At 68.3% G+C, this 25,570-nt stretch carries 19 protein-coding genes; 4 read left to right on the plus strand and 15 right to left on the minus strand.

What is annotated here, in order from left to right:
• Positions 1-2 precede the first annotated feature (2 nt).
• From FHR72_RS20415 to FHR72_RS20430, 4 genes are all read right to left on the minus strand, one after another.
• Positions 3-1,202, minus strand: coding sequence for a PE-PPE domain-containing protein (locus tag FHR72_RS20415; protein WP_311736209.1), 1,200 nt, complete (start codon positions 1,200-1,202; stop codon positions 3-5).
• 236 nt (positions 1,203-1,438) lie between these two features.
• On the minus strand, positions 1,439-2,104 hold the full coding sequence (locus FHR72_RS20420; RefSeq protein ID WP_183471847.1) for a cutinase family protein: 666 nt from the start codon (positions 2,102-2,104) through the stop codon (positions 1,439-1,441).
• Positions 2,105-2,164: 60 nt separating this feature from the next.
• Positions 2,165-3,646: a flavin-containing monooxygenase gene (locus FHR72_RS20425; RefSeq protein WP_183471533.1), complete on the minus strand. Its 1,482-nt coding sequence runs from the start codon at positions 3,644-3,646 to the stop codon at positions 2,165-2,167.
• 165 nt (positions 3,647-3,811) lie between these two features.
• Positions 3,812-4,951: a PE-PPE domain-containing protein gene (locus tag FHR72_RS20430; protein WP_311736210.1), complete on the minus strand. Its 1,140-nt coding sequence runs from the start codon at positions 4,949-4,951 to the stop codon at positions 3,812-3,814.
• Between the two features lie 763 nt (positions 4,952-5,714).
• Between FHR72_RS20430 and FHR72_RS20435 the strand changes: the two genes are divergently transcribed.
• Positions 5,715-6,572, plus strand: a complete 858-nt coding sequence (locus FHR72_RS20435) for an SDR family NAD(P)-dependent oxidoreductase (protein ID WP_183471537.1) — start codon at positions 5,715-5,717, stop codon at positions 6,570-6,572.
• Here the strand turns inward: FHR72_RS20435 and FHR72_RS20440 are convergent.
• The 7 genes from FHR72_RS20440 to FHR72_RS20470 form a co-directional block, all read right to left on the minus strand.
• Positions 6,552-7,742 (minus strand): alkane 1-monooxygenase, encoded by a 1,191-nt coding sequence (locus FHR72_RS20440; protein ID WP_183471539.1) that lies wholly within the window; start codon positions 7,740-7,742, stop codon positions 6,552-6,554. The two genes, FHR72_RS20435 and FHR72_RS20440, sit on opposite strands and share 21 nt — an antisense overlap.
• Positions 7,743-7,990: 248 nt before the next feature.
• Complete coding sequence (locus FHR72_RS20445; RefSeq protein WP_183471541.1) at positions 7,991-9,562, minus strand: peroxidase family protein; 1,572 nt, start codon at positions 9,560-9,562, stop codon at positions 7,991-7,993.
• Positions 9,563-9,599: 37 nt separating this feature from the next.
• Positions 9,600-11,531, minus strand: coding sequence for a substrate-binding domain-containing protein (locus FHR72_RS20450; RefSeq protein ID WP_183471543.1), 1,932 nt, complete (start codon positions 11,529-11,531; stop codon positions 9,600-9,602).
• 43 nt (positions 11,532-11,574) lie between these two features.
• The gene (locus FHR72_RS20455) at positions 11,575-13,791 is read right to left on the minus strand and encodes a malate synthase G (RefSeq protein ID WP_183471545.1); all 2,217 of its coding nucleotides are present in this window, start codon (positions 13,789-13,791) and stop codon (positions 11,575-11,577) included.
• Between the two features lie 84 nt (positions 13,792-13,875).
• On the minus strand, positions 13,876-14,736 hold the full coding sequence (locus tag FHR72_RS20460; RefSeq protein WP_183471547.1) for a 3-methyladenine DNA glycosylase: 861 nt from the start codon (positions 14,734-14,736) through the stop codon (positions 13,876-13,878).
• Positions 14,737-14,742: 6 nt separating this feature from the next.
• Positions 14,743-15,804, minus strand: a complete 1,062-nt coding sequence (locus tag FHR72_RS20465) for a hemolysin family protein (RefSeq protein ID WP_183471549.1) — start codon at positions 15,802-15,804, stop codon at positions 14,743-14,745.
• Positions 15,797-17,170: a hemolysin family protein gene (locus FHR72_RS20470; protein WP_183471849.1), complete on the minus strand. Its 1,374-nt coding sequence runs from the start codon at positions 17,168-17,170 to the stop codon at positions 15,797-15,799. The genes FHR72_RS20465 and FHR72_RS20470 overlap by 8 nt, the downstream gene beginning before the upstream one ends.
• Before the next feature lie 319 nt (positions 17,171-17,489).
• Between FHR72_RS20470 and FHR72_RS20475 the strand changes: the two genes are divergently transcribed.
• Genes FHR72_RS20475 through FHR72_RS20485 form a run of 3 tightly spaced genes read left to right on the plus strand, consistent with a single transcriptional unit; the run spans position 17,490 to position 21,151 of the window.
• Positions 17,490-18,518 carry an iron ABC transporter substrate-binding protein gene (locus tag FHR72_RS20475; protein ID WP_183471851.1) on the plus strand — a complete coding sequence of 343 codons (1,029 nt, stop codon included), beginning with the start codon at positions 17,490-17,492 and terminating at the stop codon, positions 18,516-18,518.
• A gap of 4 nt (positions 18,519-18,522) precedes the next feature.
• A complete protein-coding gene (locus tag FHR72_RS20480) occupies positions 18,523-20,073 on the plus strand; it encodes an ABC transporter permease (protein ID WP_183471551.1) in 1,551 nt (516 codons plus the stop codon).
• Complete coding sequence (locus FHR72_RS20485; RefSeq protein WP_311736211.1) at positions 20,066-21,151, plus strand: ABC transporter ATP-binding protein; 1,086 nt, start codon at positions 20,066-20,068, stop codon at positions 21,149-21,151. Before FHR72_RS20480 ends, FHR72_RS20485 begins: the two co-directional genes overlap by 8 nt.
• Here FHR72_RS20485 and FHR72_RS20490 read toward each other — a convergent pair.
• The 4 genes from FHR72_RS20490 to FHR72_RS20505 all read right to left on the minus strand — a co-directional run bounded on the left by FHR72_RS20490 (position 21,104) and on the right by FHR72_RS20505 (position 25,542).
• Positions 21,104-22,540, minus strand: coding sequence for a GuaB1 family IMP dehydrogenase-related protein (locus tag FHR72_RS20490; RefSeq protein ID WP_183471553.1), 1,437 nt, complete (start codon positions 22,538-22,540; stop codon positions 21,104-21,106). The genes FHR72_RS20485 and FHR72_RS20490 overlap by 48 nt on opposite strands.
• A gap of 87 nt (positions 22,541-22,627) precedes the next feature.
• A complete protein-coding gene (gene gndA, locus FHR72_RS20495; RefSeq protein WP_183471555.1) occupies positions 22,628-24,082 on the minus strand; it encodes an NADP-dependent phosphogluconate dehydrogenase in 1,455 nt (484 codons plus the stop codon).
• 93 nt (positions 24,083-24,175) lie between these two features.
• On the minus strand, positions 24,176-25,111 hold the full coding sequence (locus FHR72_RS20500) for a M56 family metallopeptidase (RefSeq protein ID WP_183471557.1): 936 nt from the start codon (positions 25,109-25,111) through the stop codon (positions 24,176-24,178).
• Between the two features lie 14 nt (positions 25,112-25,125).
• Positions 25,126-25,542 carry a BlaI/MecI/CopY family transcriptional regulator gene (locus FHR72_RS20505; protein WP_183471559.1) on the minus strand — a complete coding sequence of 139 codons (417 nt, stop codon included), beginning with the start codon at positions 25,540-25,542 and terminating at the stop codon, positions 25,126-25,128.
• Positions 25,543-25,570 lie beyond the last annotated feature (28 nt).

The raw sequence follows: 25,570 nt of genomic DNA on the forward strand, positions 1-25,570 counted from the left end.
ATCTACTCGTCGCCGGAGTCTCCGCCGTCGCTCGGGGCCGAGTCCTCGGTCTGGGCCGCGTCCTCGTTCTGCGCCGAGTCCTCGTCGCCCGCCGCGGCGGTGTCGTCGGTGGTCTCGTCAACGGATTCACCGGTGTCGAGGTCGGCCTCACCGGTGTCGAGGTCTGCTTCGTCGACCACGTCGGGGGTGTCGGTCGAGCCCCCCTCGTCAACGGCCGAACCGGTGTCGCCCGAGGCATCGGTCGCATCGCCGGCATCGACGGGCGCGTCACCGCCGGCCTCCTCGACCGTCTCGTCGTCGATCGGGGACGACTTCTGCGACGAAGCCCCGGCGTAGGACACGGACTGCACCGTCGGGTCCTGCGCCCCCAGCTCCTCTTGCGGCTCTTCGGGTTCCGGCGCCGGGGTGGTGGGCAGACCGGGCGCGGCGGGCAGGTAGGAGCGGTCGTAGGCCTTCTCGATGATCTCCTTCAGGGGCGTGTTGAGCGCGTCGGCCAGCGCGCTGAGACCCAGCCAGCGCAACGGCTCGAGCAGCGGCAGGTTCTCGGTGGGCACGAACACGTACGTGATGTTGCCTTCGGTCCACACATAGTTGGCCTCGTCGTAGATGTCGACGGTCTCGTAGTTCTGGTGGGTGATGAAGAATCCGGCGTTGGCGTTGAGCAGCGCCAGCAGGTTGAACGGGTTGTCGGGAAAGTCCGAGGCCATGTCGTACTGCTGGGACACGTCGATGACGTGGTAGTCGCTCTCGGGGAAGGTGGTCTCCCAATCGCGGTCCGACCCACCGTATTTACGCGCGGGGTTCCCCATCAGGACGAAGCTGAGGTCCTGCGCAGTCGGGGCGCCCTCGGCGCCCTCGTTCTCGAGGATCCAGCGCCCGACCACACGGGCACCCTGGCTGTAGGCGAAGACGATCTGCTTGCCCGTGGTGCCGTCGCGCAGCGCCTTGTTCAGGGTCGACACCGCCGCACTCGACGACGCGCGGGAGTAGGGCACGTTCTGACACGTGCGGGGCGTCTGACACATCACCCCGCTGAGGTCGTCGTCGTTACCCCCGGGCAGCAGGCTCAGCGTGAGAACGCGCGTCGGTTCGGTGGGGAAGTAGTTGAAGGGCTCGGCTGACGCACCCGGCATCCCGCCGGCCGGGATCGCGATCAACGGAACCGCTGCCGCCGCGGCCACCGCCAGTGCTTTCCGCCGCACGCGCGTCACCTTCGCCATGTCTCCCCTTGCCATCGAATCCCCGAATCGCCGCATCCCGCCAGCACCGTTTGCTGACCACATCATCGTACGCGTGCCGTCACGGTGCTCAGCGGATTTACGCGTCACGAATCGGATCCGTAACAACCTTCTTTTCGCTCATCAAGGGCATCGACGGGCGCCCCACCGCCGCCTGCGCGATGTGGATACATAGGTTTGCTAGTTGAGGAACGGCTCCACTACCGGAGTCGGCCGGCCACGAAGTTCGCGGCTTCCTCCACCATCCCGTTCTTGATGTAGGAGAAGTGTGCGGGGAAGTTGAGGCCCGACGAGCAGAACGGATCGTCGAGACCGCACAGATCGATCGTCCTGGGGCCGTAGACGCCGCTCATCTGCGGCAGCGGTCCGCCACCGTCGATGTTGCGCAACGGATTGCCGAAAACGGCGACAGCCGCCACCCGGTCGGCCAGATGCGCGGGCAGCGGTGTCGGGGTGAACCGGCCGAGCGGTCGCGGATCGACGGTGATGAGGTCGATCACCCCGGCGCCCTGGGAATTCCCCCCGAGCACGAGCTTGGTGCCGGGGCAGTTGTCGGCCATCCACTGAACCCGGCCCGCCGCGTCGCGGGCGCCCATCGGCGCCGACGCGTCGAAGTCGAAGCTGGCCGGGTAGTTCACGCCGTACGCACCGACCGATCGCCCACCCATCTTCGCGCGCAGCGAGTCGACGAAAGCATTACCCAGCCAACCCAGCCCGGGCGGCGCACCGGTCCCGCGGGCGAAGATGACCTCCACATCGGGACAGGGCTGCGCGGCCGCCGACGGCAGACCGACTGCCGTCTGCACCGCTGCCATCACCATCAGAACCACCGCACCCAGCGCGCTCGACATCCGCCTCACCAGCATGTGATCCATGCTGTCACAACACCGTGAGTGCTCGGCTCACACCGGCCCTGAGCTGGTGATTCAGGCGATCGAATAATCGCTGAGCGGAAAGTTGTCGTTCTCCCGGTTGGTCTGATTGGTCGATGCCGGGCGCACCAGGGTCTCACCGCTGGGGCTGAAGTAGTACGAGCGGGACCGCGCACAGTCTCCGAGACCGAACACCGTCTTGCCCAAGAGCTTCGACATCCGCTCGCGGAACCGGGCATTCGCCTCGGGCGTCACCTCGAAGGTCACTGCGTCGCGCCGTTTGACCTCGCCGAACAGGCGGTCCATGTGGCGCATCTGGTACTCGACGGTGTTGAAGAACGACAGCCCACTGGAGGCGTAGGGACCCGCCAGGCTCAGGAAGTTCGGGAACGCCGGGATGGAGACGCCCTGATAAGCCTGGAAGCCGTTGTCACGCCACCACTTCCCGAGGTTGCGGGCATCGCGGCCGATGATCTCGATGGCCGGGATGTTGGCCTCCCAGAGGTCGAATCCCGTGCACAGGACCAAGGTGTCGATCTCGGTCTTGGTGCCGTCGCACGAAACGATGCCGTCCGCCTCGACGCGTTCGATGCCTGCCGCCTGCAGGTGCACGTGAGGTTTGGTGAACATGCGGTAGTAGGAATTCGAGTAGGTCGGACGCTTGCAGCCGAACTCGTACTCCGGGGTCAGCTTGGCGCGCAAGGCCTTGTCGCGGATGGAGACGAACCGCAGCGCACTCGACGTGAGGTTCGCGACGGTGTTGAGCTGCCGGAAGTACTTGAAGTTCAGCACCGACAGAATCATCATCGCTTCGAGGTTGACGTCGCTCGTCCACCGGAATGCCCGCTGCAGCAGGGGCAGCCGGGCGAACAACCGCCGGAGGAACGGCGGAATGGGGAAGTCGATCTTCGGCACGACGTGGATCGGCGTGCGCTGATAGACCGTCAGTTCGGCGGCCTCTTTGGACAGTTGGGGGATCAACTGTACGGCGGTCGCGCCGGTGCCGATCAGACCGATGCGTTCGCCGGCGGGGGAGTAGGTGTCGTCCCAGTCCATGCTGTGCAGGATGCGCCCGGCGAAATCCTCGATGCCCGGGATGTCGGGCTTCCGCGGCTGCGAGAGGTATCCGGTGGCGGTGATCAGGAACCTCGTGGTGAGGGTCTCACCACTCGACAGGGCGACGTGCCATGCCTTGGCGTCCTCGTCCCAGTGCGCGCCGTCGACGGGGCTGTTGAACCGCATGTGCCGGCGGACGTCGTACTTGTCGGCGACGTGATCGGCGTATTGCTTCAGCTCGTTACCCGGCGCATAAAGCCGCGACCAGTAGGGGTTTGGCTCGAACCAGTAGGAATAGGTGGGCGACGGGATGTCCACCGCCAGCCCCGGATAGTGGTTGACGTGCCACGTCCCGCCCAGATCATCCTCGCGGTCGACGATGAGAATGTTCTCGTAGCCCATTTTCTTGAGCTGGATGGCGGCCCCCATACCGCCGAAGCCAGCACCGACGACGATGACGTCGTACTGCGGATCACCCATGGACAACAACGCTACCTCACAGCAAATGGTTCATCAGCCCGCGAATCCTAGGCTGGGAGTCCTCTGACCGCCCGCTGCGAACAGCTGCCGACACCACGAAGCCCCGGCGTATGCCGGGGCTTCGGGCGGGCGTCCTACGTCGGCAGCCTCGAGTGTTCGGGGAGGCTACTCCGAGGAGCCGGAGTCAGACGACCCAGATCCATCGGACGACGAGTCCCCTGACGAGTCCGATTCCGTTGCGCCGGAATCGCTCTCGTCCTCGTCGCCCGTCTCGGCCGCGTCGGAGTCCGTGGTGTCGGCTTCCTCTTCGGCCGCAGCTTCGTCGTCGTCGGCGGTGGACAGATCGGTGTCCTCGTCCACGACGTCTTCCTTGTCACCCGTGTCGCCACCGGTGGTCGAGTCCGACGCATCCGACTCGGCGGTATCGCCGGCGGCGGCGTCGGTGTCAGCCACATCCGTGGTCTCTTCGACGTCGGCGTCGTCCTCGACGACCGCGGCGGTCTGCTGCACCGACACCGGTGCGGCAAACGAACGCGAGGCCGTCGCGGTCTTGACGTCGTTGCGGGTGTAGCCCGCATCGATCTTGGCCTTCAGCTCGGCTTCCCGCGGAGCCAGGAACGGCAGGAGTTGCACGATCGGCAGCTTGGCGGTGGGCACGAGGTAGGTGGTCGTCGTCCCGCCCAGGCTGTTGGTCACCCGCGTGATGTTCCCCTCGGGCGTGACCGCCTCGTAGTCGGAGAACATCATCGGCACGTGGACGAAGATCCCGCCGGCGATCGCGTTCGCCACAGCGAGGAAGTTCCACCACCGGTCCGGCAGGTCGGCCGCGCCGTCGTACTCACCCGTCACGACGTCGATGTCGTAGATGGTCTGCGGGGCAGGCCGGTAGGTGTAGTCGTACTGCGGGTTGTACTTGCTGGTGTCGTTGAGCAGCTTCTGACGGCTCGAGTCGGCCACCAGGATGAACTTGACCTGGTCCTTGGTCGGCGCATTGGGATCGGCGGCCAGTTCGCGCATGAAGTCGTTGACGACGAGCGAACCGGCGGAGAACCCGACGACCGTGAACTGCTCACCGGCCGCGAGGCGGTCGTAGGCAGCGTCGAAGTGGGTCGTCAGGTTGGTGATTCCGACGCTGATCGACTGCCCGAGAGTCTGACCGCTTCCGGGGCGCTTGGCCTCGGCCGGCCACTCGACCCCGTCGAGGATCTCGTTCTCGCGGGCCAACTTGCCACCGAGCAGCGGCGAGATGACGATCTCGTGCATGTCGGGCGTTCCGAGCCCGCCGACAGCAACAGCCGTTGTCACGGCTGAGGCACCGGTCGACGTGGACAGCGCCAACGCCGCTGAAGCAAAGGCCGTACCGCAGGCGACCCCGGCTTTTCGAATGCTTCTGCGCATCTTGATCTCCCCGATTAGTAGCAGTGAAGCGCGTGCCGTGACCGGCGCGAGCTGAAGCATATTGCGCAGGCGTCAACCTTTGCCTAGCAAAATCAAACAATTTCTAATATGCGAAATCTTGGCAAAGGGTAGTTATATTGCTGTTACACAGCGTTTATGAAATCTCTACAGTGGTAGAGAATTAGCCGTATGCATTGCGAGGTGCTAACTGACGCAAGGACTCTGTTGTTATTATCGCAGTTCATAGACGCAGAAAGCTGCTCGGGCCGCGTCGCTGTATTCGCAGAGTGCATAAAACTACATTCACGTTATTTCCTATAACGCGGCTTCGGGCGGGCTCATTAACGCTGTTGCTGCTGGCTGCGGCGCTAAAAAAAATACTTGGTCCGTACCATCGCCAACAGCACACCTTTACAGGGCGGCAACGCCCGGGTGAACGCCCGGGGGCCGAGACCGGCTGGTGTCCGGGCCGTGATCGGCGCACCCGCCGCCGCGAACTGACTCGCCGGTAAGTCCAGCCGAGGTGGCTGGCAAACCCCTGTGGGGCCGGGATCCGGACGCGTGCCGGGTGGGTCGGCGCGCACCCCGTCAGCGGGCGGCCGGACCCGTCCGTCACGGGCCGTCAGGCTCGCTCGGGAACGGCACCGAATCGGGCCGTTATCCTTCCCGGATGGCATCCAAAGGCGCAGCGGGACTCGCGGGGAAAGTCGCATTCATCACCGGCGGGGCGTCGGGGATCGGCGCCGCGCTGACCGAGAAGTTGACCCTGTCGGGAGCTCAGGTGTGGATCGCCGACCGCCAGATCCAGGTCGCCGAGGAACTCGCCCAACGCCTGCGGGGCGCCGGAGCCGTCGCTCACGCCGTCGAACTCGACGTTCGCGACCCTGCGGCGTTCGACGAGGCGATCGGTGCCGTGGTCGACACCGCCGGCAGTATCGACTACCTGTTCAACAACGCCGGTATCGGGATCGGCGGCGAGGTGGACACCCTCACCCTCGACGACTGGACCGACATCATCGACGTGAACCTCCGCGGCGTCATCCACGGTGTCCACGCTGCCTACCCGGCCATGATCCGTCAGGGCAGCGGGCACATCATCAACACCGCCTCGATGGCCGGCCTGATCACCACCTCGGCCCAGGGGGGCTACTCGGCCACCAAGCACGCGGTGGTGGCCCTGTCCAAGACGATGCGCGTCGAGGCAGCCTCCCACGGCGTCCGGGTATCCGTGCTGTGCCCCGGGGTGGTGCGCACCCCGATCCTGACCGGCGGCGAGTTCGGCAGGAACAAGATGGTCAGCCGGGAGGATCAGCAGAAACTCGGCGAGGCGCTGCGCCCCATGGATGCCGGCGTGTTCGCCGAGAAGGCGCTGCGGGGAATCGCCCGCAACGAAGCGATCATCGTGGTTCCGCGCTGGTGGAAAGCACTGTGGTACCTCGAGCGGCTGTCGCCCACCCTGTCGATGCGCACCGCGGGTATCGCTCTCAAGCGCACCCGCGAGGTGGCCTCAGCCGTACCGCTTGAGTAGCTTGCGTTCCTTGCGGGGGCTCAACGCCGCGAGCCGCACGTTGCCGTTGTAGTGCTCCAGCACCCGCCGGTCCATGACCCGGCGCCACAGCGGCGGGAAGAGGGCGAGCAGCACCATCGTGGCGTACCCCGACGGCAGTTGGGGCGCCTCGTCGGCGTGGCACAGCGCCTGATAGCGCCGCTGCGGGTTTGCGTGATGGTCGGAGTGCCGCTGCAGGTGGAACAGGAGCACGTTGGAGATCACCGAGTTGCTGTTCCAGCTGTGCGAGGCGCGGACCTGCTCATAGGAACCGTCGGGCCGCCGTTGCCTCCGAAGGCCGTAGTGCTCCAGGTAGTTGATCGATTCCAACAGACAGATCCCGACCACCGCCTGGCCGATGAGCCAGGGCAGGACGTCGACACCGAACGCGGCGATCAGCACCGCGAACAACACCGCGGTCATCGCCCAGGAGTTCAACACGTCGTTGTGCGGGCTGAACACCGACTTGTGTCGCCGGGCGAGGCGCCGGCGCTCGATGCGCCACGCCGACCGCAGACTCCCGAAGAAGGACCGGAACTGGAACGTGTAGAGACTCTCCCCGAGACGGGCGCTGGCCGGGTCGTCGGGGGTCGCGACCCGGACGTGGTGGCCGCGGTTGTGTTCGACGTAGAAATGTCCGTAGCCCGTCTGCGCCAGCGCGATCTTGCTGAGCCAGCGCTCCGACTGGGCCCGCTGATGGCCCATCTCGTGAGCGGTGTTGATCGCGACGCCCGCGATCCCGCCGACGGTCAGCATCAGGCCGGTCTTGTCGAGTTCACTCATGGGGATGCCGGCGGACCCGCTCCAGATCCAGCAGGCCAGGACCAGCGAGAGGTATTGCGCGGGCAGATAGATGTAGGTCGCCCATCGGTAGTACCGGTCGTTCTCCAGCCAGGCGAGGGCGCCGTCAGGCGGATTGTCGGCGTCGGGCCCCACCAGATAGTCCAGCGCCGGAATGATCACGAACATCAGCACCGGACCCGACCACCAGAACAGGCTCCAACCGGTCAACTCCGCCGCCAGACCCGACATGGGCACCAGCGTCGGCACCACCAACCCGAGCAGCCACACGTACCGCTTCCGGTCGTGCCACTGCTGAGCAACCGTGTTCGGCTCCCTGTTCTGCCTCAGCGCACGCTGCAGAGTTGGCATCAATTGATGTGTCCCCCTCTTAGCCGGACGGTTCCGCAATCATCGCAGCCGTAAGCGTCATTCTGGTAACGCCGTCATACCATTGAAGCCCTGTACCTGCAATCGTGTCAGCGAACCCGCCCCTTTGGTTCGCTTTCTGTCCGACTCTGACGCGTCATTGCTGGGCAGACGCTCAGGCCGACCTTCCCCGCACGCCCGCAACCCGCTGCCGGTAATCCCGATAGCAAATATTGGAACGTCCCTTCACCCTACAGCGCGAGGCTGACGGTCGGGACGAGCGACTCACCACCGAGGTTGCGTCGCACGACGTCGCCGAGGGTCTTCGTCGCGTCGATCGTTGCCAGCCCTGCTTTGGAGAACGTGTCCGCGGTGTAGAGGTTGGGGTCCAGAAGCGGGTTGGTCAGCGCCTGCGAGAAGGCGTCCACGGCCACCATCGTCGTCATCAGCGGCGGGAGCGTCGCGCCGGCGCGGACATCCTCGGCGAACAGGCCGGGGTACAGCTCGACCTCGTCGATCGACCCGTAGCAATCCTCGAGTGCTTTGCGCACATCGCCGTCCGACGACAGATCGCCGAAGCCGCGCAGCGCGGGATAACCGCACGCCTTGCGGTAGGCATTGAACGACGCGAGCTGAGCCGCCCGGGCGGTGTCGATCGACTTCGTCTCCAGGGGCAGCAGCCAGTCCGCGGTGTTGAGCAGGCTGATCGTGCTGCAGGGCTGGCGCGAGGCCTCGTCGAACAGGGCCGCCAGACCGTGGCTCGTGACCGGCCGGGTGTCCCATTCCAGTGAGTGGAACGCCCGCCTCTGACCTCCGACCGTCACCTCGGTCGGGATGAGGGTGTGCCAGCGGTACAACAGGTTGAACTCGGTCGACATCCAGTTCTGCCGGTGCCAGCGCTCGTCGACGCCGATTCCCGGCTCCACGAACAGCGGGAACCTGATCGGGGTGATGTGGTTGATGTAGTCCTCGATGACGATCTTGATGAGGAGCACGATCATCGCGTTGCGCGTCGTCTCGAAGATCCGGTCGTCGTCGCCGGATCCGAGCTCTGCGGCCACGAGCGCCGCGACGCGGTTGTGTTCACGCAGGAACAGCGTGCTCATCATCGCGAAGCCGTAGTGGATGTTGCCGCGCGGGATGCCCAGTGCGAACAGGTGCGGGCGGAGGTCGTCGCCGACGTCCTCGATCGCGCGCGCCTTCACGTCGGCGCCCCGGTAGACGGTCGGGAGTTCGGCGAACTCGTCGCGCACACCGTCGTCGCCGAACAGGTGACACGGGAATTCACGGCCGCCGATCTGCTGACTTCGGAGCCGCCCGCCCACCCCGGAGCGCAGCATCCTGGTCACGTCCCGGGTCTGGCCGTAGAGCTGACTCAAATCGATGTCGTGCGTCGAGGTGTTCTTCAGGGGGTTCGTCGGGTCCGTCCGCAGGAAGCCGTCGACGAACCACTGCGCGAACAGAGGAAAGAGCAGCGTCGACTTCTCCGACGTCAGCGTCCGGCCGGCGGGGCGGCGGAACAGTTCGGTCACCGCGGCCGAGGTGGGGCTGCCCGCGCCGACCAGCGCGGGATCACGTCCGAGGTACCGCCGGTTGTAGGTGCGGTCCCGTAGCGACTCCCACGACGTGTAATCGCCCATGGTGCTCAGCGCCCCGGGCCGCGTCTTCATCGTGTAGACGGCGGAGTTGATCATCCACCGGTTCACCGCGGACCTGATCACGGGCAATCGCCGCAGCAGCAGCCAGACCGCGGCGCTACGGGTTGTCGCAACGATGCGCACGCCGTTCCTGACGCCGTACGTGCGCCAAAAACCCCCGGTCACGGGCGTAAGGATACGTCCGAGTGGGCGTGAATGCGGGTCAGGACGTCATTTCGGTGATCGCCGAGGCGAGGTCCGGTGACGCCGAGCTGGCGAGGTTGCGGTACTGGCCGCCGGTGATCTGCGTGACGGCCTCCCAGGTGGCCCGGTCCGCGTCGTCGCCGAAGTCGATGACGTTCACCGCGACCGGCCGGTCGGGCTTGAACGCGCCGCGGATGTAGTCCTGCAGACCCGCGGCCCCCAGGGACTGATCCGTGTGCGGGCCCGTCGTGATGACCAGGACCGAGTTGTTCTGCCCCTCACGGAATTTCGACGAGGCATCGGTGTAGGCGAGGCGCAGCGTCGTGAACGACACGGCGCCGCCACCCGATGCCGCCTGCCTGTCCAGCGCGGAGTCGAGCGCCTGTGGACGCGGCGTGCCGTTCAGGGCGTCCGACAGCGGACCCAGGGCCACCTCGGAGCGCCCCTGCACGCCGTCGAATGTCCACAGTCCCACCGCGGAATCGGGTGGCAGCACCTGGATCCGCGCCTTCAGCGCGTTCGCGACGTTGGCCAGCCGCGTGGCTCCGCCCTCGCCGAGGGGCATGGACTGGTCGAGCATCACGGTCACGGTCGGGCTCTCGACCGGCGCCGTCAGCGAGTCGGCGATGGTGGTCCGCAGCTGGTTGTCGCCGACGTTCAGCGGCGCCGACACCGGGGCGAAGTCCACGACCTCGCTGGCGGGGGGTTCCGTGCCCTCCACCCGGAAGCCCGCCTTGGCGAGCTCGCCGAGCTGTTCGGGCTTGCGCATGAAGCGTGCGAATTCACTTGCCGCGGTGACCTGCTCCTGGGACAACCAGTCGCCGGCCAGCAGCACGGTCGGGAAGTCGGCGGTCGCGGTGGGTCCCGGAGGGATCCAGGCGGCGAGCTTGCCCTGCGCGTCCTGCATCCCGGATCCCTGCGCGAACACCCGTTGCTCGGTGCTGACCACGGCGTGCACCGGGGCCGACGCCGGGTCGTCGGCGCCGACCAGTGCGTCCAGCGCGGTGCTCGCATCGGTGTCGGCGAGTTCGGGGGCGCCCGACATCAACCTGCCGACCGCTCCGAGGCCGGCGTTGACCGGGGATCCCTGCGGCGCCGCGGCGCTCGCCACCGCCTCGGCAGCGAGGTAGGACGCATCGCTGTCACCGGCGAGCGGCATGGCCATCCGCAGCCCGCCCCAGCCCTGCAGCCCGAGTCCGTCCAGCGAGGTGGGGTCGGTCTGCAGCCCCGGCAGCGTGCCCCAGTTCTGTTCGGCCAATGCTTCTTTGAGCTGCGGTGCCACGGCGAGCACGACCGGCGAGCTGACCAGCGACCGGCTGTCGCTGACCGTCTGCGGGCCTGCCGCGGTTTCCAGGCGGGCTTCCGACACCGAGCTCGCCGGGATCCACAGGGCGGGCTTCTCGCCGAGTTCGGAGGGCCATGCCTCACCGAACCCGTCGATCACCCGGTCGGAGTCGGCAGGGGTCACCGAGATCTTCACGCAGCGGTCACCGACCGGATCCGCCGTCTGGTTGTACTGCTCGGCCAGGGCCGAGACCGGTTCGGAGATCGCGGGATCCGCTGCCACCGCAACGCCGACCTCGCCCTCGACGCAGCGCGCAGAGGCCACGTCGGACCGGTCGGACAGGGCGTCCCCGACGAAGCGCCACACGATGACGACCGCCACCACGACGACCACGGACACGAGCGCGACGATGACGGGGACGCTCACCCCGCGCCTGCCGGGCGTGACCGCCCGGTGGCTCCCTGTCCACTCGCCGTTCTCCCAGCCGCCGCTGCGCTGCGGGCCCGGCTCCGCGGGGTCGTCGAAATCTCCTGCGGGAGAACCGGATTGGTCACCGGAACCGCGTTCACCCCGTCCATCCGCGCCGAATCCGATGCGTTCGGTCTGCGGTTCGTCGGACGCCTTGTCGCGGGACTCGTCGGGATCGGGGAGGCTGTGTCTTCCCATGCCGTCCTAAGCTCGTCGACCGGTCAGTGCTGCTCGTCCTGCGTCAGCCAACGTTACTAGTCGCCTTGAACTCCCGGCGCCTGCGGTGCAGGATCGGCTCGGTGTAACCGTTGGGCTGGGCGCCGCCGTCGAGGATCAGCTCCTGGGCGGCCTGGAACGCGATGCTTCCCTCGGGATCGGTCGCCATGGGGCGGAAATCCGGGTCCTCGGCGTTCTGCTCGTCGACCACGGCCGCCATCCTGCGCAGGCTGGCCTTGACGTCCTCTTCGGTGATGACGCCGTGACGCAGCCAGTTGGCGAGCAGCTGGCTGGAGATCCGCAGCGTCGCACGGTCCTCCATCAGCGCGACGTCGTGGATGTCGGGCACCTTCGAGCAACCCACGCCGGCATCGATCCAGCGCACCACGTAGCCCAGGATCGACTGGCAGTTGTTGTCCACCTCTTCGCGGATCTCCTCGGGCGCCCAGGCCAGTTCCTTGGCCAGCGGGACCGTCAGCAGCTCGTCGATGGTGGACCGGCGCGTGCCTGCCAGTTCCTTCTGCACCGCGTAGACGTCCACCTCGTGGTAGTGCATCGCGTGCAGGGTGGCCGCGGTCGGCGATGGCACCCACGCCGTGGTCGCGCCGGCCTTGGGCTGACCGATCTTCTGCTCCACCATGTCGGCCATCAGATCGGTCATCGCCCACATTCCCTTGCCGATCTGGGCCTTGCCGGACAACCCGGTCTCCAGGCCGATGTCGACGTTCTGGTTCTCGTAGGCGGCGATCCAGTCGGTGGACTTCATCGCACCCTTGCGGATCATCGGACCCGCCTCCATCGAGGTGTGGATCTCGTCGCCGGTGCGATCCAGGAAGCCGGTGTTGATGAAGACCACGCGGTCGGCGGCGGCCTTGATGCACGCCTTGAGGTTCAGCGTGGTGCGCCGCTCCTCATCCATGATCCCGACCTTGATCGTGTTCTGCGGCAGGCCGAGGACGTCCTCGACGCGGCTGAACAGCTCACAGGTGAACGCGACCTCGTCGGGGCCGTGCATCTTGGGCTTCACGATGTAGATGGAACCGGTCCGGCTGTTGGCCAGCGGGCCGTTGGCCCCGTCGTTGTCGTCGCCGGTGCGCAGGCCGTGGATCCCGATCAGGCTGGTGAACAGCGCGTCCTGGATGCCCTCGGGGACCTCGGCGCCGTCGGCCCCGTTGTCGTCGACGACGATCGCGTCGTTGGTCATGAGATGACCGACGTTGCGCACGAACAGCAGGCTGCGGCCGGGCAGCGTCACCTCGGACTCGCCGTCGGGGGCGGTGTAGCTGCGGTCGGCGTTGAGCACGCGGGTGAACGTCTTGCCGCCCTTGCTGACGTCCTCGGACAGATCGCCGCGGTTGAGCCCCAGCCAGTTGCGGTACCCGAGCACCTTGTCGTCGGCGTCGACCGCGGCCACGGAGTCCTCGAAGTCCATGATCGTGGTGATGGCCGACTCCAGCACGACGTCCTTGATGCCGGCCTTGTCGGTCGAGCCGATGGGGGAGTCGGCGTCGATCAGGATCTCGATGTGCAGACCGTTGTTGACCAACAGCACCGCGGTGGGCGCGTCGGCATCGCCGAGGTAACCGACGAACTTCTCGGGGGAGGCCAGCGCGACGGAACCGCCGTCGTCGAGCGATGCCGCGACGCGGCCGTCCTCGATCTTCAGGCCGGTGATGTCGGACCACGATCCCGATTCCAGCGCGACCGCGCCGTCGAGGAACCGGCGGGCGTAGGCGATCACCTTGTCGCCGCGGACCTTGTTGTACGAGCTGCCAGGCTCGGCGCCGCCCTCTTCGGAGATGACGTCGGTGCCGTAGAGCGCGTCGTAGAGCGAACCCCAGCGCGCATTCGCGGCGTTGAGGGCGAACCGGGCGTTGAGCACGGGAACGACCAACTGCGGTCCGGCGGTCGAGGTGATCTCGGCGTCGACGCCTGCCGTCGTGATCGAGAAGTCACCGGGCTCGGGCTCCAGGTAGCCGATGTCGGTGAGGAACTGCTTGTAGTCGGCGGGCTCGAAGCCGCCGATCACCCGCGCGCGGTGCCACCGGTCGATCTGGGCCTGCAGGTCGTCGCGGCGGGCCAGCAGTTCTTCGTTCTTGGGGGTCAGGTCGGCCACGACCTTGTCGACGCCCGACCAGAAGGTGTCGGGATCAAGGCCGGTTCCGGGTAGCGCCTCGTTGTTGACGAAGTCGTACAACACGGGGGCGACGCGCAGGTTTCCCACCGTCACGCGTTCGGTCATGGTTCCTCCCTCGCTTGCACGCACGCCTCGGGCGCCATGCCTTCTACTTTGTCGTCGAACCAGCTTACCCACCGGTAACAGGCGCTATACGCCGGTGGCGATCTCCTGCAGCGCGGTGCAGCGGTGTAGAAGTCGGGCCCGCAGCGGGGCGGCCCGCTCGCTGATCGCCTCTTGGGCGCGGGCGTATTCGCGGCGCCCATCAGGCGTTTCGACGCTGATCGGGGTGAAGCCGTAGGCCCGCAGGTCGTAGGGACTGGCCCGCATGTCCAGCACGCGCGCCTCCGCGGCCAGCTCGAGACAGTCCAGCACCAGGTCCGACTCGATCAACGGCCCCAGTTTGAAGGCCCACTTGTAGAGGTCCATGCCCGCGTGCAGACACCCCGGTTGCTCGGTGGCGAGTTGAGACTCCCGGGTCAGGGGCTGCGCATTCCGTGGCGCCGCCGCGTCGGTGAAGAACCGGTAGGCGTCAAAATGGCTGCAGCGCAACGGCATCGACTCGACAACGGTATCCGTGCCCTCGGCCCCGAGGCGCAGGGGGACGCGACCGTGCCTCACCTCGGGCGTGCGGTAGACCATGGCCCATTCGTGCAACCCGAAACAGTTGAAGCGCGGCGGCCGGGAGCCGGTGGCGCGAAGCAGGTCGGCGATGAACGTCACAGTGCCGGCGCGAGCCCGCAGATGATCACGCCCGACGGTGACACCCTCGTCGGTGCGGACGTAACCGGCCCGGTCGAGGTAGCGCAGCGCGGCCACGCCGTCGAGGGTCACGCCGTACCCGGGGTGCCAGACTCGCAGCTGGCGCGGCCGCAGGCTGTAGTAGGTGAAGAGGAAATCGTGGACCGGATGCGGCTCCCCGGCCCGCCGGCGTCGCAGATGCGGCTCCAGGAAGTCGTCGGCGCGGCGCTGATGTGCCAGCGCGCGGTCCAGCCAGCGCTCAGCCCCCACCCGCGATCACACCCGGTGTGTGCTGTCGCGCACCGTTCCGACGAGGTCCTCGACCAGGTCTTCGAGCGCGATCATCGCGGTGGCGGTGCCGTCGGCGTCGGTGACGAGCGCGAGGTGGCTGTTGGTCCGGCGCAGCCGCGTCAGCCCGTCGGGGAGCGGCAGGGACGCGGGCACCCGCGGCAGCGGGCGGACCATGGCGGACTCGACGACCGCGGCGGCGTCGTAGTCGCCGTTCACCAGCGGAAGCACGTCCTTGATGTGCAGGTAGCCGATGTAGGCGCCACTGCCGTCGGCGACCGGGAACCGGGAGTACCCCGTCTCGCGCAGAGCCTCCTCCAGCGCGCCGACGGTGGGGCCCGTTCCTTCGTGGGCGACGGGCACGGCGCGGATCTGATGCAGCGGCATGGCGACGTCGTTGACCACGCGGTTGCGGATCTGCAGCGCGCGGGTCAGGCGCGTGTGCTCCTCGGGGTCCAGCAATCCCTCGGAGAGGGATTCGGCGATCATCTCCGACAGTTCGACCGTCGACACCGTCACGTCCAGTTCGTCCTTCGGTTCCACACCGAACGCGCGCAGCGTCGCGTTCGCGCACCAGTTGTAGAACGCGATGAACGGGCGTGCGATCCGGATGTACACGAGATAGACCGGGATGAGCAGCATAGCCGTCGATTCGGGCCCGGCGATGGCGATGTTCTTCGGGACCATCTCGCCGAGCAGGACGTGCAACGTGACCACGATCGACAGTGCCACCAGGAAGGACACCGTGTGCAGCAGCGCGTCGGGGATCCCGACGAGGTCGAACGGTTTCTCCAGCAAGTGCGCCACGGCGGGTTCGGCGACGCGACCCAGCAGGATCGAACAGATCGTGATGCCGAGCTGCGATCCGGCCAGCATCAGCGACAGGTGCTCGCCGGCCCGGATGACGGTCACCGCGCTGGATTTGCCCTGCTCGGCGAGGGCTTCGAGCCGGTCACGGCGCGCGGAGATGAGCGCGAACTCGGAGGCGACGAAAAAGGCGTTGGCGCCCAGCAGGACGAAGGTGAGCAGCACCCCGAAGATGTCACCCACGGTCGTCCACTCCTTCCGGGGCTTCGCTGCTGCGGCCCAGTTCGGTGAGCCGGAGCTGGTCGATGCGGCGGCCGTCCATCCGGACGACCGTCGCCAGCCAGCGCACCGGATCCTCCACCGGGCCGTCGGGATCGAACGCCGTGAGTTCTACGGTTTCGCCCTCGTCGGGGATGTGGCCGAGCTTTTCGAGCACGAGACCGCCGATGGTCTCGTAGTCGCCCTCGGGAGCGCGGAAGGCGGTGCCCTCGGCGACCTCGTCGATGCGCAGCAGACCGGACACCTGCCAGCCCTGACCCGCCGCGACGACGTCCGGCGGCTCGACATCGTGCTCGTCGCGGACGTCTCCGACGATCTCTTCGATGAGGTCTTCGACGGTGACCATCCCCGCGGTGCCGCCGTATTCGTCGACGACCAGCGCCGTCTGGAGCCCGTTGGCGCGCACCTCGGTCATCACGGCGTCGCCGTCGAGGGTGGACGGCACCTTGGTGACGGGAAGGACGAGGTCGGCCAGCCTGGTGGTCGAGCGCTCGGCGGCCGGCACCTCGAAGACCTGTTTGACGTGGACCATGCCGATGGTCTCGTCGAGGTCGCCGCGGATGACGGGGAAGCGGGAGTGGCCGGTGCTGATCGCGGCCTCGCTGAGGTCGACGACGGTGTCGTCGGCTTCGAGGGTGTCGATCTTGGAGCGGGGTGTCATGAGTTCCTCGGCCGTGCGATCGCCGAACTGCAGCGAACGGTCGACCAGGACGGCGGTGACCGGATCCAGTGAGCCGCTCTGCGCTGACGAGCGCACGAGTGACACCAGTTCCTGGGGGGAGCGGGCGGACCGGAGTTCCTCGGCGGGCTCGATGCCCAGACGACGCAGGATCCAGTTCGCGGTGCCGTTGGTGAGGCGGATCAGCGGCGTGGCCAGGAACGAGAACGTCAGCTGGATCGGGGCTGCCCAGCGGGCCGTCGGCACCGGCTTGGCCACGGCGAGGTTCTTGGGGACCAGTTCGCCGAACACCATCGAGATCGACGTGGCGATCAGGATCGCCAGTGCCAGCGCGATCCCCGAGGCGAAACGCTCCGGAACGTGCAGGGCGGTCAGGCCCGGATGGATGAGGCGCGCGACCACCGGTTCGGCCAGAAAGCCCGTCGCCAGCGTGGTGATCGAGATGCCCACCTGGGCCCCGGAGAGCTGAGTCGAGAGGGTGCGGTGGGCGCGCTGCACCATCTGGTCGCGACGGTCACCGGAGCGCACGTTGGCTTCGACGGTGCTGCGCTCGAGTGCGGTGAGGGAGAACTCCGCGGCGACGAACACGGCGGTGCCCGCGGTCAGCAGGACGAAGGCCAGCAGGGACAGCAGCGACATCGCGAGGTTCATCGCATCGCTCCGGGCGCGTAGCGGCCGGTCGAAGAGCCGGGTCGGGGGCCCGGCCACCTAGGGGACGGCTCGGCCTCGCAGGGTTCGTGGTCGGCCCGCTCGGCGGCTGTGGCCGGCTCGGATGGGCTTCCACCCAGTGCCTGCGGCACCTGGTCCCTTTCGTCTGAGTGGCCGTCGCGCACAGACAGATGCGCGAAATCGGCTGATTGTCAACATATGTTAGCCGACTATCGGCGACGTCCCACCGAGCCGTTTCAGTTAGTCACACTAAATTCACAGGAATGGTAGTTTCGTGCGCACACCGAGCGAAAGGCACCAGATGGCGATCTCGATCACCCGGTTGGCGGGGGCACTCGGAGCGGTGGCCGCGATGGTGGCGTTCAGCGGCTGCGGATCACAACCCGAAGCCGACAGCGCCGACAAGATCGTCGTCTACTCCGGCCGCAGCGAGGATCTCATCAAGCCTCTGATCGAGCAGTTCAGTGCCGACACCGGCATCCAGGTGGAGGCCCGGTATGCCAGCTCGGGCGAGCTGGCCGCCCAGTTGATCACCGAGGGCGACAAGTCGCCCGCCGACGTGTTCCTGTCCCAGGACGCCGGCGCCCTCGGCGCGGTGTCCAAGGCGGGCCTGCTCGCACCGATCGACGCCGAGACGCTGGCCGTCGTTCCGAAGCAGTACTCGGCCGCCGACGGAACGTGGGTCGGCGTCTCGGGCCGGGCGCGCGTCGTCGTCTACAACCCCACGCTGGCGCCCAATCCGCCCGACACCATCGACGGACTTCTCGCCCCGGAATGGAAGGGCAAGATCGGTTTCGCCCCGAGCAACGCGTCGTGGCAGTCCTTCGTCACCGGGCTTCGGGTGGTGCGCGGCGAGGACGGCGCAGAACAATGGTTGCGCGCGTTCAAGGCGCAGGATCCGCAGGCCTTCGAGAACAACGTCGCCGTGCGCGATGCCGTGGACTCCGGTCAGGTCGCACTCGGCCTGGCGAATCACTACTACCTCTACGAGCTGATCCACGCCAAAGGCCCCGACGCCGTGGTGGCCGAGAACAAGTTCATGGCCGCCGGCGACCCCGGCGGGCTGGTCAACGTCGCCGGCGTGGGCGTCCTGAAGACGGCGCCCAATCCCGAAGGCGCCCAGCGGTTCGCCTCCTACCTGGTGGGGGAGTCGGCGCAGAAGTACTTCGCCGAGGAGACGATGGAGTACCCGCTCATCGCGGCGGTGGCCCCGTCGGCCGAGATGCCGCCCCTGGCCGACCTGCAACCCCCCGCGGTGGATCTCTCACAACTCGACGACATCGAGGCCACCCAGGAGCTGCTGGTCGACACCGGCTTGTTGACGAACTGACCCGGTGACCGGCACCGCCGGGCCGGCCCCGGGTCGTCCGCCCGCCTCACTGCTGCTGCCGGCCCTGGCAGTGTCGGCATGCACGCTGATACCGCTGGTCTATCTCGTCGAACGAGCACTGGAACGCGGCTGGTCGTTCGTCGCCGCCGAGGTCCTCCAGCCCCGCACCGCGGATCTGGTGGCGCGGTCCCTGCTGCTGGTCGGCGTCGTCACCGGCGCGTGTGTCGTGCTCGGCGTCGGCCTGGCGGTGCTGGTGACCCGCACCGACCTGCGGGGCCGGCGCGTCCTCGCGGTCGTGCTGACGCTGCCGTTGGCGATGCCGAGTTATCTGCTCGCCTACCTGTGGGTGTCGGCCTACCCGGGCGTCGCCGGATTCTGGGGCGCGGCCCTGGTCCTGACCCTGGTCAGTTATCCGCTGGTGCTGCTCACCACGATGGCGGCGCTGGCCCGGGTGGATCCCGCCCAGGAGGAGGTCGCGCGCTCACTCGGGCTCGGCGGTGTCGCCGTGCTGTTCCGGGTGACGCTGCGCCAGAGCCGCGCCGCGATCGCCGCGGGCGCACTGTTGGTGGCGCTGTACGTGCTCAGCGACTTCGGCGCCGTCGCCGCCATGCGATTCGAGGCGTTCACGTGGGTCATCTACGGGGCGTACCGGTCCGGGTTCAACCCGTCACGCGCGGCCGTGCTGTCGCTGGTGCTGATGGTCTTCGCGGTGATCCTTGTGGTCGCCGAACACCGGGCCCGCGGGTTGGCCGCCGCGTCGCGGATCGGGGGCGGCGCGCCACGTCCCGCCCCCCTCAACCGGCTCGGCCGATGGGGGTGGGCCGCGATGGCGGTGCCCGCCGCGGTGGTGGCGGCCGCGCTCGTGGTCCCCGGCGTCGAGCTCGCCGAATGGCTGTCGGCCGCGGGCGCCCGCTGGGACGTCGGGGAGTGGGCGAGCGCCCTCGGGTCGACGGTCTGGCTGTCGGTCGCCGCCGCGGTGGTGTCCACTGCGGCGGCACTGCCGCTGGGCGTGCTCGCGGCGCGCCACCGCGACCGGGCCACCCGGGCCCTGGAGGGTGCGAGCTATGTCGCCCACGGCCTGCCGTCGATCGTGATCGCGATCTCGATGGTGTCGCTCGGCGTCCTGTTGTTGCGGCCGATCTACCAGCGCGAGCCGCTGCTGATCCTGGCCTATACGGTGCTGTTCGTGCCCATGGCGATCGGTTCTCTGCGCTCGGCGGTCGAATCTGCGCCCATCCGGCTCGAAGAGGTCGCCCGGTCGCTGGGCCGCGCGCCCGTGCGCGCGTTCACCACGGTGACGGCCCGGGTGGCCCTTCCCGGTATTGCCGCGGGTGCGGCGCTGGTGCTGCTGACCTGCATGAAAGAGCTCCCGGTCACGCTGCTGCTGCATCCCACGGGCACCGACACCCTCGCCACCCGGCTGTGGGGGTACAGCGCGATCAGCGACTACTCCGCCGCGGCCCCCTACGCCGTCGCGCTGCTGCTGTTCGCGGCGGCCCCCACCGCCGTCCTGGGCATGTGGAGCTCGAATACCGTGAGGGCGCACAGTGACTGAGCCGACCACCGCGTCCGTCACCGCCCGCGGGGTCAGTAAGTCGTTCGGCGGGCGGGCCGTGCTGCAGGGCATCGATCTCGACATGCCCGCCGGCTCGCTCACCGCGGTGCTCGGCCCGTCGGGCTGCGGAAAGACCACGCTGCTGCGCATCCTGGCCGGGTTCGAGAACCCCGACGCAGGAACCGTCACCATCGCCGGGGAGACGGTGGCCGCGCCGGGGGTGAGCGTCCCGGTCCACCGGCGCCGCGTCGGGTTGATGCCGCAGGAGGGCGCGCTGTTCCCGCACCTGAGCGTGGGCGAGAACGTCGCGTTCGGACTGGGCCGTTCCGCCCGCCGGGGGTCCGGCGCGGAGGTCGCGCACTGGCTGGACGTCGTCGGGCTCGACGGCCTGGCCGAGGCCCGGCCCCACGAGATCTCCGGGGGCCAGCAGCAACGCGTGGCGCTGGCGCGGGCCCTGGCCGCCAGGCCGCGGGTGCTGTTGCTCGACGAGCCGTTCGCCGCCCTGGACGCCGGGCTGCGCACGCGGGTGCGCGAGGACATCGCGTCGATCCTGCGCGATGCGGGCACCACGGCCATCCTGGTCACCCACGACCAGTCCGAGGCGCTGTCGCTGGCCGACTCCGTCGCGTTGCTCACCGGCGGCGTCGTCGCCCAGCACGGCACCCCCGCCGATCTGTACCACCGCCCCAGCACGCTGGCCAACGCCCGATTCGTCGGCAGCACAGTCGAAGTCGCCGGTATCGCAGACGCAGGCGCCGTGCACACGGCCCTGGGTGCGTTACGGCCCCGGCTGCCGGTTGCCGACGGGCCGGCGGTGGTGGTGCTGCGTCCCGAACAGCTGCGGTTCGGGGTGGCAGGGTCGGGGTCGCCGGCCCGGGTCACCGCCTGCCGCTTCTACGGCGCCGACACCGTCGTGCACGTCGCGCTCAGCGACGGCACCGCGCTGCAGCTGCGCAGCCCCGGCTCGACGAGCCTCGACGACGGCACCCAGGTCGCAATCGAGATAGCGGGTGACGTGCTCGCCTACCCATCACCAACCGGTGGGCAGCGGGTGTCCCTCAGCGAAGCCGGCAGCTGACTGGACCCCGAGCACCACCTTGTCGTGCAGCTCGGGAAGCGTCGTCGCCCCGACGTAGGTGCAGGTGCTGCGCACCCCGGAGGTGATGTGGTCGATGAGGTCCTCGACGCCCCCGCGTGAGGCGTCGAGAGCCATGCGCGAGGTCGAGATGCCCTCTTCGAACAACCCCTTGCGCGCGCGGTCGAACGCACTGTCGGCGGCGGTGCGCGCGGCGACGGCCCGCTTGGAGGCCATCCCGTAACTCTCCTTGTAGGGCTGGTTCTCGCGGTCGTGCATGAGGTCGCCGGGTGATTCGTAGGTGCCGGCGAACCACGATCCGATCATCACGTTGGACGCACCGGCGGCCAGGGCCAGCGCCACGTCGCGAGGGTGTCGCACACCGCCGTCGGCCCACACATGACCGCCGAGTTCCCGTGCTGCGGAGGCACATTCGACGACCGCCGAGAACTGCGGCCGGCCCACGCCGGTCATCATGCGGGTGGTGCACATCGCGCCCGGTCCGACGCCGACCTTCACGATCGTCGCGCCGGCGTTGATCAGGTCGCGGGTGCCCTCGGCCGAGACGACGTTGCCCGCGGCCAGGGGCAGGCCGAGGTCCATCGCCGCCACCGCCTCGATCGCGTCGAGCATCTTGCGCTGATGGCCGTGGGCGGTGTCGATGACGAGCAGGTCGGCGCCCGCCTCGGCCAGATCGCGGGCCTTGGCCCCGACGTCGCCGTTGATGCCGACGGCGGTCGCGATGCGCAGACGGCCCTTGGCGTCGACAGCCGGTGTGTAGATGCCTGCGCGGACCGCGCCGGTGCGGGTCAGCACACCGGCCATCGAGCCGTCGGCCTCGGTGAGCACCGCGACGTCGACGAGCGCGTGCTCCAGCAGGTCGAACACCTTGCGGGGCTCGGTACCGACGGGCGCGGTGACGAAGTCCGAGAGGGCGACGTCGCGCACCCGGGTGAAGCGGTCCACCCCGTGGCAGGCGGCCTCGGTGACGAGCCCGACGGGACGGTTGTCGGCGACGACGACCGCCGCACCGTGGGCGCGCTTGTTGATCAGCGCGCACGCGTCGGACACGGAGTCGTCGGGGGACAGGATGACCGGGGTGTCGACGACGGTGTCGCGGCTCTTGACGAAATCGACGGTGTGCGCGACCGCGGACAGCGGCAGGTCCTGGGGAAGGACCACGATGCCACCGCGGCGGGCCACCGTCTCGGCCATCCGGCGGCCGGCCACCGCGGTCATGTTGGCCACCACGACCGGGATCGTCGTCCCCGAACCGTCGACGGTGGACAGGTCCACGTCGAAGCGCGACGGCACGTCCGAGCGTCCCGGGACGACGAAGACGTCGTTGTAGGTCAGGTCGTACGGCGGCCGGTGGCCATCGAGGAACTTCACGACCCCGAGTCTAGTGGCGTCGCCTCACCCGCCGAGCAGACGCGAACCCGTGCGACACGCGGGCGACACGCCGGAGTGGCGGTGAGATCAGGCCTCGACCTCGCTGTGGTCACCGCTCCACAGCGTGTGGAAGCGCTTGTCGCGGTCGGTGTCGATGCGGCCGTAGGTGTGCGCGCCGAAGAAGTCGCGCAGCCCCTGGGTCAGCGCCGCCGGCAACCGCTCGGTGCGCAGGCCGTCGTAGTAGGACAGCGCGGACGAGAAACCCGGGATCGGGATGCCGAGTTCGGTGGCCTTGACCACGACGCGGCGCCAGCTGTCGATGGCGGCCTCGATGGCGTCGCGGAAGTACGGCGCCACGATGAGCGTCGGCAGGTCGGCGTCCTCGTCGAACGCGTCGGTGATCCGGTTGAGGAACTTGGCCCGGATGATGCAGCCGCCGCGCCAGATCCTGGCCATGTCGCCGGGCTTGATGTCCCAGTCGTACTCGGCGCTGCCGGCCTGGATCTGGTTGAAGCCCTGGGCGTAGGCGATGATCTTTGATGCGTACAGCGCCTGGCGGATGTCCTCGGTGAACTGCGCGGCGTCGCTGGGCTTCTCGCCGAGATCACCGGCGGCGAGACCGGTGGTGGCCTTGCGCTGGGCAACCGAGCCCGACAGTGCGCGCGCGAACACGGCTTCGGCGATGCCCGTCACCGGGACGCCGAGGTCGAGGGCGGACTTGACGGTCCAGCGACCGGTGCCCTTCTGCTCGGCCTCGTCGAGGATGAGGTCCACCAGGGGCTTGCCGGTTTTCGCATCGGTCTGGCGCAGCACCTTGGCGGTGATCTCGACCAGGAAGCTGTCCAGATCGCCCTTGTTCCACTCGTCGAAGACGTCGGCGATCTCGCCGGCGGTCTTGCCCAGCCCGTCGCGCAGCAGCTGGTAGGCCTCGCCGATGAGCTGCATGTCGGAGTACTCGATGCCGTTGTGCACCATCTTCACGAAGTGGCCTGCGCCGTCGGGGCCGATGTGGGTGCAGCACGGCACGCCGTCGACGTGGGCCGAGATCTCCTCGAGCAGCGGCCCCAGCGACTCGTAGGACTCCTTGGGGCCACCCGGCATGATCGACGGCCCGTTGAGCGCCCCCTCCTCGCCACCGGAGATGCCGGCGCCGACGAAGTGCAGGCCCCGCTCGCGGATCGCCTTCTCCCGACGGATGGTGTCGGTGTAGAGGGCGTTGCCGCCGTCGATGATGATGTCGCCTTCCTCCATGGCATCGGCGAGCTCGTTGATGACCGCGTCGGTCGCCTCGCCGGCCTTCACCATGATGAGCACCCGCCGCGGCTTCTCCAGCGCGTCAAGGAATTCGGCGATCGTCTCACTGCGGACGAAGTTGCCGTCGGAACCGTGTTCGGCCAGCAGCGCGTCGGTCTTGGCGATCGAGCGGTTGTGCAGTGCCACGGTGTATCCGTGTCGCGCGAAGTTGCGCGCGATGTTGGACCCCATGACGGCAAGCCCGGTCACGCCGATCTGGGCGGTACCCGTGGTTCCAGACGAGCTCATAGACGAAACCCTTTCGATCTCCGATAGCGGCACAGCTTCTGGCGGTGAGACACACTTCTACATACGCGCAGTGGCACCGATTCGAGTCCCGGCCTACGCGACGAACAGCCGGTGCAGCTCGGTGAGCCACGGAACGGCGAAAGCGACCGTCGGCACGACGAGCACCGCGGCCGCGGCGGCGTAGGCACCGGCCGCCAGCAGTCTGCTGTTGGGCTTGCCGCCCAGCCGGCGCACACGCACCACCGTGGTCGGCCCGCCCGCGGCGAGCGCCCCCCGCGGCGCCCGGGCCGACGCACACGCGACCAGGGCGCGGGCCAGGGGAGTCGGGCCCTCGGCCCGTACCGCGGCGTCGTCGGCCAGGAGTTCGATGAGCAGGCGCACGGCGTTCAGCGCATGCGCACTGCGAACGAGGCGGGGGAAGGCGGCGTGCACCGCGGTGAACATCTCCAGGACGAGGTCGTGGCGCGCCCGCAGATGGGCGTGTTCGTGTTCGAGGATGGCGCCGACCTCGCTGTCGGAGAGCGTCTGCAGCGCGCCCTCGCTCACCACGACGCGGCTGCGGACTCCGGGGAGGCAGTAGGCCAGCGGTTCGGCGACGTCGAGGACGCGCAGCCCGGTCCTGGCCCGCGGCCGGGACCGGTGGGCACCGACGAGGTCGACCACCATGCGGTGGTGGGCACGACGGCGCCGCGTCGCGATGGCTACCCGCAGGATCGCTCCGACCAGCCGGGCGCCGATGATCAGCGTCAGGATGAACACGACGACGTAGGCCGCCCACAGCGGCCAGCCGAGCACGGCGATCTCACTGGTGATCGTCGAGGTGGGTCGTCCGTCAGGCCCGGGAACGAACAGGCGGCTGGCGATCGCGATGCCGGCGGAGAATGCCGAGAGCACTGCGGCCAGCGCGATGGACTGCCACAACACGATGGCGGCCCGCGGTGCCCGCAGCGGCCACGTCGCTCGTGCCAGCAGCGCAGGCACCGGCCCTGACAGAATCAGGGCGACGATGGTGAAGGCCAGCGCGGACACACTGCCAGTGTCCCTCAGGCAGGGCCTGATTCGCCAGCGGGTCCGCCGAGTCGGTGCTTGTCCTCCAACTCGGCGAGTGCGCGGCGCAGCGCGGCGGCCTCGTCGGCTCCGACACGTTCGACGAAATGCACGAGCGCGGCCTCCCGACTACCGGAATCGGCAGCCTGATCCAGCGCGTCCACCATCAGTCCGGCGACCAGTTCGTCGCGGCCGTGGGTGGGGGCGTAGCGGTGCGCGCGGTCGTCGCGGTGCTGCACGACCAGGTTCTTCTTTGCGAGCCGCTGCAGCACGGTCATGATCGTGGTGTAGGCCAGGTCGCGATGGGCGGACAACGCCTCGTGCACCTGACGCACGGTCTGCGGCTCACCGGCGGACCACAGATGGTCCATCACGGAACGTTCGAGCTCCCCGAGTCGAGTCAGCTTCGCCATCTTCCGTTCACCTCCTACCGGCAGTAGG

Origin of the sequence: Mycolicibacterium iranicum (assembly GCF_014190915.1) — a bacterium.
Taxonomy (GTDB): Bacteria; Actinomycetota; Actinomycetes; order Mycobacteriales; family Mycobacteriaceae; genus Mycobacterium; species Mycobacterium iranicum_B.